13 protein-coding genes are annotated in these 10929 nt (G+C 66.4%); 4 read left to right on the top strand and 9 right to left on the bottom strand.

Translation table 11 applies throughout. The features are described 5' to 3' along the window. Positions 1 to 66 precede the first annotated feature (66 nt). The gene (locus BR47_RS0108030; protein WP_029119163.1) at positions 67 to 1536 is read right to left on the bottom strand and encodes a flavin-containing monooxygenase; all 1470 of its coding nucleotides are present in this window, start codon (positions 1534 to 1536) and stop codon (positions 67 to 69) included. Between the two features lie 78 nt (positions 1537 to 1614). On the opposite strand from BR47_RS0108030, the gene BR47_RS0108035 reads away from it, so the two are divergent. Continuing rightward, on the top strand, positions 1615 to 2247 hold the full coding sequence (locus BR47_RS0108035) for a TetR/AcrR family transcriptional regulator (protein ID WP_029119164.1): 633 nt from the start codon (positions 1615 to 1617) through the stop codon (positions 2245 to 2247). A gap of 15 nt (positions 2248 to 2262) precedes the next feature. Here BR47_RS0108035 and BR47_RS0108040 read toward each other — a convergent pair whose 3' ends face one another. The 3 genes from BR47_RS0108040 to BR47_RS0108050 are packed head-to-tail and all read right to left on the bottom strand — an operon-like array spanning position 2263 to position 4619. Next, complete coding sequence (locus BR47_RS0108040) at positions 2263 to 3444, bottom strand: FAD-binding domain (RefSeq protein ID WP_029119165.1); 1182 nt, start codon at positions 3442 to 3444, stop codon at positions 2263 to 2265. Beyond that, positions 3441 to 3950: a nitroreductase family deazaflavin-dependent oxidoreductase gene (locus tag BR47_RS0108045; RefSeq protein WP_051634669.1), complete on the bottom strand. Its 510-nt coding sequence runs from the start codon at positions 3948 to 3950 to the stop codon at positions 3441 to 3443. Before BR47_RS0108045 ends, BR47_RS0108040 begins: the two co-directional genes overlap by 4 nt. A gap of 42 nt (positions 3951 to 3992) precedes the next feature. Beyond that, positions 3993 to 4619, bottom strand: coding sequence for a TetR/AcrR family transcriptional regulator (locus tag BR47_RS0108050; protein WP_029104791.1), 627 nt, complete (start codon positions 4617 to 4619; stop codon positions 3993 to 3995). A 75-nt stretch (positions 4620 to 4694) separates the two neighbouring features. Between BR47_RS0108050 and dinB the strand changes: the two genes are divergently transcribed. Next, positions 4695 to 5900 (top strand): DNA polymerase IV, encoded by a 1206-nt coding sequence (gene dinB, locus BR47_RS0108055; RefSeq protein ID WP_029119167.1) that lies wholly within the window; start codon positions 4695 to 4697, stop codon positions 5898 to 5900. Positions 5901 to 5928: 28 nt separating this feature from the next. Further along, positions 5929 to 6360, top strand: coding sequence for a pyridoxamine 5'-phosphate oxidase family protein (locus BR47_RS0108060; RefSeq protein WP_020099590.1), 432 nt, complete (start codon positions 5929 to 5931; stop codon positions 6358 to 6360). Here BR47_RS0108060 and BR47_RS0108065 read toward each other — a convergent pair. From BR47_RS0108065 to BR47_RS0108080, 4 genes are read right to left on the bottom strand one after another with little or no spacing between them, the layout of a single operon-like run. After that, positions 6357 to 6779 (bottom strand): hypothetical protein, encoded by a 423-nt coding sequence (locus tag BR47_RS0108065; RefSeq protein ID WP_177127345.1) that lies wholly within the window; start codon positions 6777 to 6779, stop codon positions 6357 to 6359. The two genes, BR47_RS0108060 and BR47_RS0108065, sit on opposite strands and share 4 nt — an antisense overlap. Continuing rightward, entirely contained in the window at positions 6745 to 7065 is a 321-nt protein-coding gene (locus BR47_RS30000; RefSeq protein WP_081633308.1) for a DUF4333 domain-containing protein, read from the bottom strand. The genes BR47_RS0108065 and BR47_RS30000 overlap by 35 nt, the downstream gene beginning before the upstream one ends. Positions 7066 to 7093: 28 nt before the next feature. Beyond that, the gene (locus tag BR47_RS0108075) at positions 7094 to 7516 is read right to left on the bottom strand and encodes a hypothetical protein (RefSeq protein ID WP_029119169.1); all 423 of its coding nucleotides are present in this window, start codon (positions 7514 to 7516) and stop codon (positions 7094 to 7096) included. 10 nt (positions 7517 to 7526) lie between these two features. Continuing rightward, positions 7527 to 8531 (bottom strand): PHP domain-containing protein, encoded by a 1005-nt coding sequence (locus BR47_RS0108080; protein ID WP_029119170.1) that lies wholly within the window; start codon positions 8529 to 8531, stop codon positions 7527 to 7529. Positions 8532 to 8603: 72 nt separating this feature from the next. Between BR47_RS0108080 and BR47_RS0108085 the strand changes: the two genes are divergently transcribed. Then, entirely contained in the window at positions 8604 to 9455 is an 852-nt protein-coding gene (locus BR47_RS0108085) for an LLM class F420-dependent oxidoreductase (protein WP_029119171.1), read from the top strand. Positions 9456 to 9986: 531 nt separating this feature from the next. On the opposite strand, the gene BR47_RS0108095 is transcribed toward BR47_RS0108085, so the two are convergent. After that, complete coding sequence (locus BR47_RS0108095; protein WP_029119172.1) at positions 9987 to 10778, bottom strand: polysaccharide deacetylase family protein; 792 nt, start codon at positions 10776 to 10778, stop codon at positions 9987 to 9989. Positions 10779 to 10929: the final 151 nt, after the last annotated feature.

Consider the following 10929-nt stretch of genomic DNA (forward strand, 5'->3'; position numbering starts at 1 on the left):
GTGACACCGTGACATCAACACGGAAAAGCCCCCACCGCGAGGTGGGGGCTTTTCTCGTCTGACGGATCAAACCGTCACTGCGGCACGGTGTTTCGTGAACTGCAGAGCCTGCTCGTCGACCTTGCCGTACCGGATGGTCCGCATGTCGAAGAAGTAGTTCTGCTTGAGCTTCCACGGCGCTTCCGAACCCGACTTGGGCAGGCTGTCCATGGCCCGCTTGAAGTAGCCGGGGGTGAAGTCCATGAACGGCAGCTCGTCGACGCTGTCGCCCGGGTGCTGGGGCTCGACGCGGTCGAATCCGTTGGCGTCCATGTAGTTCAGCACGCGGCAGATGAACTCGGACACCAGGTCGGCCTTGAGCGTCCAGGACGCGTTGGTGTAGCCGAAGGTGATCGCCATGTTCGGCACGCCCGACAGCATGAGGCCCTTGTAGGTCATGCAGGACGGCAGGTCGATCGGCTCGCCGTTGCGGTTGGCAGTCGCGCCGCCGAACAGCTGCATGTTCAAACCCGTTGCGGTGACGATGATGTCGGCCTGCAGCTCCTCGCCGGAGGACAGCTTGATGCCGTTCTCGGTGAAGGTCTCGATGGTGTCGGTGACGACGCCGGCCTTGCCCGAGCGGATGGCCTTGAACAGATCGCCGTTGGGCGCCAAGCAGACTCGCTCATCCCACGGGTTGTAGCGCGGGCTGAAGTGCTTGTCGTAGTCGAAGCCCTCCGGCAGTCGGCGTTCAGCCATCTGGCGCAGCGCCTTCTTGAACACGGCCGGGAACTTGCGGGCGAGCTGGTACTGCGCGGTGCTGTAGCCGATCTGCTTCCAGCGGTTTGCGAAGTGAGCCAGGTGCTTCGGCAGGAACTTGTTGGTCTGCTTGGCCACCGGGTCCTCCAGCGGCAGCGCGCCGATGTAGGTGGGTGAGCGCTGCAGCATCGTCACGTGCCCGACGCCACCGTTCACCAGTGACGGGATCAGCGTGACAGCCGTTGCGCCGGAACCGATCACGACGACGTTCTTGCCGGTGTAGTCCAGGTCCTCGGGCCAGTGCTGCGGGTGCACGATCTGGCCCTTGAAGTCGGCCGCGCCGGGGAACTCGGGCGAGTAGCCCTCGTCATAGTTGTAGTAGCCGCTGCATACCGACAGGAACGACGCGGTGATCTGCTTTTCCTCGCCACCGGCGGTGATGTTGATGGTCCAGCGGTTCTCGGCGTCCGACCAGTCCACCGAGGTGACGCGCTGGCCGGTGCGGATGTGCTGGCGGATGCCGTTCTCGTCGGCGGCCTCGTTGATGTAGTTCCAGATCGACTGGCCGTCGGCGATCGACTTGGCCGACTCCCACGGCTTGAACCGGAAGCCGAGGGTGAACATGTCGGAGTCCGAGCGGATGCCGGGGTACTTGAACAGGTCCCAGGTGCCGCCGATGTTCTCCCGGCGCTCCAGGATCACGTAGCTCTTGGTGGGGCAGCGGTCCTGGAGGTGCCAGGCGGTGCTGATGCCGGAGATGCCGGCACCGACGATGACAACATCGAAGTGTTCGATCATGGTACCGACGGTATCAACATGGTGTTGAGTCGGTCAACGGTCTGTTGAGAAACTCGACAAACTGTTAGGCTCAGTTGCGTGAGTACCGCCGCACAGACCCGGTCCGCCCGGGGTCGACGCGCGGCCCGACCGTCGGGCGACGACCGCGAAGCGGCCATCCTGGCCACCGCGACCGCCCTGCTGCAGCAGCGCTCGTTCTCCGAGATTTCCGTCGATGACCTGGCCAAAGGCGCCGGCATCTCCCGCCCGACGTTCTACTTCTACTTCTCGTCCAAAGAAGCGGTGCTGCTGTCGCTGCTCGATCCGCTGATCAAGCGCGCCGACACCGGCTTCGACGGCGCGCTCGAAGACATGCCGTCAGACCCCAAGCAGGCCATCCGGCACGGCATCGAGATCTTCTTCAGCTCGTTCGGCTCGCACCCGGCCACCGCCCGGGCCGGCGTCGAGGCGGTCAGGACCGTTCCCGAGTTCCGCGAGTTCTGGGCCGGCCTCATGCAGAAGTGGATCAACCTGACCGCCGCACTGATCGCCGCGGAACGCTCACGCGGCGCCGCCCCGGACACCCTGCCCGCCCGGGACCTGGCGACCTCGCTGAACCTGATGAACGAGCGCATGATCATGGCCACCCTGGCCGACGAGCCGGGCGCCGTCGCGCACGACGACGTCGTGGACACCCTGACCCACATCTGGCTGACCAGCATCTACGGCTGAGCCGCCACTCCTGCGCTACGTCGTGTAGTCCGGCAATTCGATGTCGTCGCGGAATTCCCGCCGGATCGCCCAGGCCGCCAATGCCGGGATGTCCAGCAGCCGGCTGACGCGGTTGCGGGTCCACAGGCCGACCGAGGTCCGGGGTGCCAACGCGCCGGCGAAGGCTCGAGCCGACTCCTGTTTGCCCTCGATCAGTGGTCTGAGCAGCTGCTCGTAGCGGCGGAATGCGGCACGGTGGTCGCCGCGTGCCCTGTCGAGTTCCCCGGCGAGCACATACGCCTGGAGCATCGCCAGTCCGGTCCCCTCGCCGGCGAGCAACGACACGCATGACGCGGCGTCCCCGATCAGCGCGACGCGGCCCTGCGACCAGCGGTCGACCTTGATCTGGCTGACCCGATCGAAGTACAGGTCCTCGGCCCGATCCAGCGCGGCGAGGATCGCCGGGCACTCCCACCCGTCATCGCCGAACACCTGCCGCAACGCTCTCCTGACCTCGGCGTCGTCGGCCGGCTCCATGCCGGTCAGCTGATCGTCGGCGACCACGAACAGGAACATGGTCCGATCGTTCCGCTGCGCGAACCGGGCAACCAGGCGCCCGGGCTTGTTGTGGGCGAGGTAGACGAGTTCGTCGCGCGGGCGATATCCCCCGGCTTCGAACGCCGCGACCCAATAGCCCATTCGCCTCTGCAGCGCGGCAGCGCCGAAAGCCAGACCGCGCACCGCCGAATGGACGCCGTCGGCGCCGATCACCAGGTCGAACTCACGGCGCCCGCTGTGCTCGAACGCGACGTGCACGCCCTCGTCACGTTGATCGATCGCGGTGATCCGGTCGCCGAACACCGTCTCGACGTCGTCTCCGACTGCCTCGTAGATCAGCCTCGCCAGCTCGCCGCGCGGCAAGCTGATGTATCGCCCGTCGAAGACCCGCCGGAACGGGCTGACGGCGAACCCGCCTGTCTTGCGGCCGCGGCCATCGACCAGCCGGACCTGATCGATCCCGTAGCCTGCCCGCTGTATTGCGTCCGCCAAGCCCATCCGCTCGGCGATCGCGTAGCCGACGCCCCAGAAGTCGATGAGGTAGCCGCCGGTGCGCAGCTGCGGCGCCGTCTCGATCAGCACCGGGTCATGGCCGCTGCGGGACAACCAATAGGCCAGTGTCGGCCCGGCTATGCCCGCGCCACTGATGGCGATCTTCATGAGGTCGTGTCGAGCCGCAACTCGACCATCGGCAGCGCCGTGTGGGTTGGACTCACTTCGGTACCCAAGGTCTCGTCGAGGACGCCTTTGAGCCGGGCCCAGGCGCGCGGATGACGGTCGATGTACGCACCCAGTGCACGGTCGGCGTCCGACGGAGGCAGCACCCGCGCCGTCGCGACCGTCGGCGGACGGCTTCCGGCGTAGACCCGTACGCGCGGATTGGCCGAAATGTTGCGGAACCACTGGGCTTTCGTACCGAAGCCGGAAGCCACCACGTAGGTATCGGCCGACGGATGGTCGATGACTTCGAGGACGACGTAGCGGCGGGCCCCCGATGTGCGTCCGGTGTGTTCCAGCATCAGCATCCGCGAACCGAACAGCGCGCCCGCACGGGCCCGATAGATCCAGATCGGCGCGCGTACCAAGCGTCGGCACCGCAGCAGCCTGGCGCCGCCGGCCGCCAAGCCACCGGTATCACCGGAGCGTGGGTTGCAGGGCGTGGACATGGTTGTCTCCCTACCTTTCTCGTGCACTGTCGATGAGGCCGCTCACGTGGAGCCAGGCGATCCGGTCAGGCCATCGCGGTAGATGGCGAAGGCTTCGGTGGCCCAGCGCTCCATGCCGGCGGCGGTCAGCGGGTCGACCCCGAGTACTTCCGCAACGCGCCGACGCAGCATGAGCACCGCCAGGTCGTTGACCAACAAGAAGGCCGCGCGCACCGCCGGATCGTCGCCGGCGTCCGCCGTTCCGCCCGCCACCATCGCGCCGAGCGCGTCCTGGCTGATGGCGTACAGCCGGGCGAACAGGGCGGACCCCATTGCGCCGCCGGCGATGAGCGATCTGCCCAGGTAATCCGGAATCGGCGACTGCGGCGGCAGGTGGACGGCGAAGGCCTCGAGCAGCGTCGGCGTCGTGGAGGGCTGCGGGCCGTCTTGGACCGGTGCTGTCACCTCGGCCAGCAGCGCCTCCAGGGTCTGGACGACGTGGCTGTCGACCGCCTCCACCAGTCCGTCTTTCGAGCCGTAGTGCCGGACCAGCAGCGCGGGCGAGACACCAGCCGCGGCGGCGATGTCGCGCATCGTCACCGCATCGGCACCTCGCTCGGCGAACAGGCGCAGCGCCTCGTCGCGAATCCGTGCCCGCGCGGTCCGGTCGTCGACCAGAGGTGAATGCATGTTCACCAATGTAAACAATTGTTTAGTTGAGCGCCAGCCATTCGTCGATGCGAACATATGTGCGAAGATTGATGGGTGTCGGACGTTGAAGCAGCCGCGATCCTGCACGCCGACCTCGACTCGTTCTACGCATCGGTCGAGCAGCGTGACGATCCCGCACTGCACGGCCGGCCGGTGATCGTCGGCGCCGGCGTGGTGCTCGCGGCCAGCTACGAGGCCAAGGCCTTCGGCGTACGCACGGCGATGGGCGGACACCAGGCCCGCGGCCTGTGCCCGCAGGCCATCGTCGTGCCGCCGCGGATGTCCGCCTATTCAGAGGCGAGCCGAGAGGTCTTCAAGGTCTTTCACGACACCACACCGCTCGTCGAGCCGCTGTCGGTCGACGAGGCCTTCCTCGACGTCAGCGGTCTCGGCCGGGTGTCCGGCACCCCGGTGCAGATCGGCGCCGCGCTACGTGAGGCGGTCCGCGAGCGCGTCGGGCTGCCGATCACCGTCGGCATCGCCCGCACCAAGTTTCTGGCGAAGGTCGCGAGCCGCGAAGCCAAGCCCGACGGACTGCTGCTGGTGCCGCCGGACCGCGAGCTGGCCTTCCTGCATCCGCTTCCGGTGCAACACCTCTGGGGCGTCGGCGCCAAGACGGCGGAGAAACTGCGTGAACACGGCGTCGAGACGGTGGCCGATGTCGCGGCCCTCACCGAGTCGGCTCTGGGCGCCATGGTGGGCGCGGCCATGGGACGTCAGCTTTTCGCGTTGTCGCACAACATCGACCGCAGGCGGGTGACCACGGGCGTGCGACGCCGGTCCGTCGGCGCCCAGCGCGCGGTGGGACGGCGCGGAAACACCATGTCCGACAACGACATCGATGCGATGATCATCAACCTGATCGACCGCATCACCCGCCGCATGCGCAGCAGCGGACGAACCGGCCGCACGGTGGTCCTGCGGCTGCGGTTCGACGACTACAGTCGCGTGACGCGTTCGCACACCATGCACCGCACGACCGCGTCGACCGAGGAAATCCTCACGGCCGCACGCGGATTGGTGGCCGCGGCAGGACCGATGATCGCCGAACGCGGACTGACGCTGATGGGGTTCTCGGTGTCGAACGTCGACACCGCCGGCACCGAACAGCTCGAGCTACCCTTCGATGGCGAGCCCGACACTGCCGCGGTGGACTGCGCCGTCGACCTGGTGCGCCAGAAGTTCGGCAACGCCTGCCTGACGCGCGGGGTGCTGGTCGGCAAGGATCCCGGCTGGGAAATGCCGATGCTGCCGGAATAGCACGGGGTGACGCGGTGTTGGCCGGGTCATGCCGAGAAAGCTGACAGAAGCAGAGCGCGAGCAGTTCCTGGCCGACAAGCACGTCGCGGTGCTGTCCGTTGCCGCCGAAGACGGCCGGCCGCCGTCGAGCGTCCCCATCTGGTACGACTACACCTCCGATGGGTTGATCCGGATCAACACCGGTGCCGGCAGCCGCAAGGCGAAGCTGATCGAGCGGGCGGGCGTGGTGTCTCTGGTGGTCCAGAGGGAAGAGCCGCCGTACCAGTACGTGATTGTCGAGGGCTCGGTCGTCGACACCGCCACGCCCGCGCCGGACGACGCGCGTGAAGAGATCGCGATCCGGTACCTGGGCGAAGAGGCCGGGCGCGAGTTCGCCCGTTCGATGGCGGGCGTCGCCACCGTCCTGTTCACCGTCCGACCCGACCGGTGGCTCACGGCCGACTTCTCCGACGAGGTCTAACCCACGCGGTACGCCCATCCCGCGGCGGCGACACACTGCTGGATCGGGATCTTGATGTCGTCGGTCGTGATCAGGTGGTGCATGCAGTTCGAGTTGCCCGACCAGAACAGCTGCAGGTCGCCGGTGTCGTGACACTCGATCCACTGGCCTTCGGCGTCCTGGCGCCATTCGACCAGGTGATCCACCGCGTGCAGGAGCCGGTTCTCGGCATCCAGTCGTAGATGGATCTGGAAGGTCAGCGCCACCGCCAGATCTTCGAGTACCTGCCGCCAGTCCGGGTCGTCGGACTTCCACTCGGCCACCAGGTCGACGCCCTCGGGAGCGCCGTCACGGATCAGCCACGGGCGCGCTGGACTGTTCAGCTGCAGCAGGCAGCCGTGCAGTTCACTGTCCGGGGATGATTTCAATGCTGAGGGCAATGTTGGATCCCTTGACGTCGACGGCTCGCACCATCGCGCGGCGGGACTTCGCGCCGGTGACCACGGTGCAGGTCTGTGCCGCTCCCACCTTGCCCTCGAGACCGCCGTCGCACACCACGGAATCGATGGTTGAGCTGGTTTTGGTGCCCAAGTTGTTCTTGACCGCCGTCTCCAATTGGGCTTTCGACATGGTGGGGGCTCCGCCCCCGACGTGCACGGAGCACGACGTCAGCACGCATGCTGCGGCGAGCAGCGCAGCCCGTCGCAGCGTCGATCGACCGCCCATGCTGAATCAGTATGCCCGCCCGCGGAGTTCAGAATTGCGCAACCGCGAATCCCGACAGCAGCACCAAGAATCCGCCGACCTCTCCGAGGATCAGCGCCACCATCCCGGCGTGCAGACCACCACGGGGGTGCTCGAACTGGTTGGTGGTGTCCTGCCGGAGCCCATGATGGATGTACGCGGCGATTGCGACGACGAAGAAGAACACCAAAACCATTGCGGCCGTGAGGTTCACCCACGTCGGCCAGGAACTGAGCTGCACGAACACCGCCACCAGCAGGGTGGAGAACGAGTACATCAGCGCGGCCCGGTGCGCGATGTCGACGTAGGGGTGGGCCAGATGGTCGGGGCTGACGGCCATCTGCCGGTACTTCCAGATGCCGAGGATCAGGGCGAGCAGGAAGATCAGGCCGGCGGCGAAAAGCGTGATGACGGTTGCGGTACCGAGAACCATGCGCCAGACGCTACGCGGCGGCCCAGGACAGCAGTCGCTCGACCGGCCAAGTGTTGACGATCCGATCCTGCGGCACACCGGCATCCAGCGCCCGCTGCGCGCCGTAGCCGAGAAAGTCCAGCTGGCCGGGCGCATGCGCGTCGGTGTCGATCGAGAACAGACACCCGGTGTCCAACGCCAGGTTCAGCAGCCGGGTCGGCGGGTCGCGCCGTTCTGGGCGCGAATTGATCTCCACCGCAACATCATTGGCGGCGCACGCCGCGAACACCGCTTCCGCGTCGAACTTCGATTCCGGCCGGGTGCCGCGCGAGCCCTCGACGAGGCGACCGGTGCAGTGACCCAGCACGTTCGCCTGACCACCGGACACCGCGCTGACCATGCGCCGGGTCATCGCGGCGGCGTCCATGGCCAGCTTGGAGTGCACGCTGGCCACCACCACGTCCAGCCGCTCCAACAGCTCGGGTTCCTGATCCAGCGAGCCGTCCTCAAGGATGTCGACCTCGATGCCGGTGAGGATGCGCATCGGCGCGAACCGGTCCCGGATTTCGTCGATGACATCCAGCTGCTGACGTAACCGGTCCGCGCTGAGACCGTTGGCCAAGGTCAACCGCGGCGAGTGGTCGGTGAGCGCGCAGTACTCGTGGCCCAAACGCTGTGCGGTGGCCATCATTTCACTGATGGGCGCCGAGCCGTCGGACCAGTTCGAGTGCAGATGCAAGTCGCCCTTCAGTGCCGTGCGCAGCGCTCCCCCACCCAAATCGGCTGCCGCCGTGCGCAGTTGGACGAGCGCGTCAGGCTCCCGTCCGGCCCACGCCTGGGCGATCACGGCGGCGGTCTTGGGTCCGACGCCGGCGAGCGTCTGCCAGCTATTGGCCCGGCCCAGCTTCTCGCGTTGTTCGGGTGTCAGCGCCTCCACCACGTCCGCGGCTTTGCGGTAGGCCATGACGCGGCGGGACTCCTCACGTGCGCGGTCCTTGTAGAAGGCGATCTCCCGCAACGCGGCCACCGGGTCCATGGCGTCCAGTCTGCCAACGTGCGGAGGAAACTCACAGGAATTAGTAGCCGGTCGTGACTAGTTTCAGTAAGCGTGCGATTCGCCTTCAAAACCTCACCGCAAGACACCACCTGGTCGGACATGCTCGCCGTGTGGCAGGCCGCCGACGACATCGACGTGTTCGAGTCCGGCTGGACCTTCGACCACTTCTATCCGATCTTCTCCGACTCGTCCGGTCCCTGTCTGGAGGGCTGGGTCACGCTGACCGCGCTGGCGCAGGCCACCAAACGGCTGCGGGTCGGCGTTCTGGTCACCGGCATCCACTATCGACACCCGGCCGTGCTGGCCAACATGGCATCCGCGCTGGACATCGTCTCGAACGGCCGGCTGGAGCTGGGCATCGGCGCCGGCTGGAACGAGGAGGAGTCCGGCGCCTATGGCATCGAGTTGGGCTCGGTCAAGGAGCGGTTCGACCGCTTCGAAGAGGCCTGCGAGGTGCTCAAAGGCCTCCTCGGCCAGGACACCACGACCTTCGACGGCAAGTTCTATCAGTTGAAGGACGCCCGCAACGAGCCGAAGGGGCCGCAACAGCCGCATCCGCCGTTCTGCATCGGCGGTAGCGGCGAGAAGCGCACTCTGAAGATCACTGCCAAGTACGCCGATCACTGGAACTTCGTCGGCGGGACGCCGGAGGAGTTTGCCCGCAAGCGCGACGTGCTCGCCGCGCATTGTGCCGACATCGGCCGGGATCCCAAGGAGATCACCCTGTCGGCGCACGTCCGGCTCGGCCAGGACCGGGACTACCGCAGGGTGGTCGACGAGGCTGCGGGCCTGGGCGCTGAGGGCCTGGACCTGGCGATCATCTACATCCCCCAACCGCATGACCCGGCCGTGCTGGAGCCGTTGGCCGAAGCGATCCGGGACTCAGGGCTGCTGACCGCCTGAGATACGGCAACCGCCCGGAACCGAGAGTTCGGTTCCGGGCGGGCGTGCGTTCTTAATTATCGCGGAGGTCACAAATCGATAACGATCAGCAAAGCAGCTGACGTTACTGCCGATTACCGTCGGCCAGGGCGGTCGATCGAGCGCTAGGCGCCGAAGCGGACCATGTCCGCGGCGGTGACCAGGCGCTCGTTCTTCGCCGGAAACTCGCGGCTCTTGACCGGGTGCCGGAACAGGGACCAGGCAATACGTCCCATGCGCGAACGTGAGATCGGGTTGTTGTACACGGTGATCACTCCTGCGGTCGGCGATTGGTTGCACCGTGGGGCCAGACTATCGCACGGCCCTCGCGATTTCATTACAACGCCGGTCATCGGCAAACCTTTGGAGGCGCGCCGAAAGTAACAGCGGCGTGTCGGATGTGACTGGTGTGATTGTTGTTGCGGAAGAAGCCCTTAAAGCCCTCTTAATTTAAGAGAGTGGCAGCCGCGCAAGTGACCCACCAGACAATATGAGCTACGTCACTCACGCGGCTCAGACCGGAAGTTCACGCGGCTTCCGGAACACGTCGTCCAGCGTGACGGTGCGCAGGTTGCGTTCCTTCAACAGGTCGACCAGTTGGCCGTACACGTGCGTCACCGGCAGGTGGTTGAGGTGGCCGATGACCACCGTCTGCTCCGTGAAGTACTTGCCCGCCATCTTGAGGATGTAGTCCTCGGTGACGATGTTCTCGTCGCCCAGCGATCCCGTCCACATGGTCGGCGTCGAGTAGCCGAGCTCCGCGGCGATCTTGTCGACGATCGCGTTGTGGCTGCCATACGGCGGCCGGTAGTACGGACGGGAGTCGACCCCGAAGGTCGACTGCAGGAACTTGTGGTTGCGCTCCAACTGGTCGACGATCTCGTCCTTGGACAGTTTCGCCAGGTCCGGATGCGACCAGGTGTGGTTGCCCAGCTGAATCTGGCCCGACTCCACGAGCGGCAGCATCAGGTCCCGGTTCTCGGTCCATGACTGGTAGCGGCCGTTGACGAAATAGGTCAGCCGCATCCCGGTGTCCCGCGCGAGCTTGGTGTACGCGCGCACGACCTCGGAACTCACGCCGTCATCGAGCGTGATCGCCACACGATTGCCGGCCACGTCCGGCAGGCTGCTGAGCTCGCCGCCACCCGGCAACGCCAATCCCATGCCCCGCTGTACCGGTTCCTTCGGAGCCTTCGGCGGCGCCGCGGCCACGGTCGCAGCCGGCCCGTCGACAGCGCACCGCGCCAGGCCCACGCCGGCCACCACCGAGGCCGACAAACCCACGAGAAAACGTCGCCGGCTCAGCTCGGAGCCGGCGAACAAGGATCCGGGTGCAGTGGAGTAGTTCGCCATAGGTATTCAGTTCTGGTCGATCGGGACCCGAACCGATTTATTGTGCAACTCCAGTCACACCAGCCTCATGCGACACACCCGGCGGTATCGAGTCGTTATCAAC

The sequence above is a fragment of the Mycobacterium sp. UNC410CL29Cvi84 genome (assembly GCF_000686745.1).
GTDB lineage: Bacteria > Actinomycetota > Actinomycetes > Mycobacteriales > Mycobacteriaceae > Mycobacterium > Mycobacterium mucogenicum_B.

Bases quoted from the DNA above. Each gene is read 5' to 3' on its own strand.
- BR47_RS0108030 (WP_029119163.1), bottom strand. From the start codon at position 1,536: ATGATCGAACACTTCGATGTTGTCATCGTCGGTGCCGGCATCTCCGGC.
- BR47_RS0108040 (WP_029119165.1), bottom strand. From the start codon at position 3,444: ATGAAGATCGCCATCAGTGGCGCGGGCATAGCCGGGCCGACACTGGCC.
- BR47_RS0108045 (WP_051634669.1), bottom strand. From the start codon at position 3,950: ATGTCCACGCCCTGCAACCCACGCTCCGGTGATACCGGTGGCTTGGCG.
- BR47_RS0108050 (WP_029104791.1), bottom strand. From the start codon at position 4,619: ATGCATTCACCTCTGGTCGACGACCGGACCGCGCGGGCACGGATTCGC.
- BR47_RS0108060 (WP_020099590.1), top strand. From the start codon at position 5,929: ATGCCGAGAAAGCTGACAGAAGCAGAGCGCGAGCAGTTCCTGGCCGAC.
- BR47_RS30000 (WP_081633308.1), bottom strand. From the start codon at position 7,065: ATGGGCGGTCGATCGACGCTGCGACGGGCTGCGCTGCTCGCCGCAGCA.
- BR47_RS0108075 (WP_029119169.1), bottom strand. From the start codon at position 7,516: ATGGTTCTCGGTACCGCAACCGTCATCACGCTTTTCGCCGCCGGCCTG.
- BR47_RS0108080 (WP_029119170.1), bottom strand. From the start codon at position 8,531: ATGGACCCGGTGGCCGCGTTGCGGGAGATCGCCTTCTACAAGGACCGC.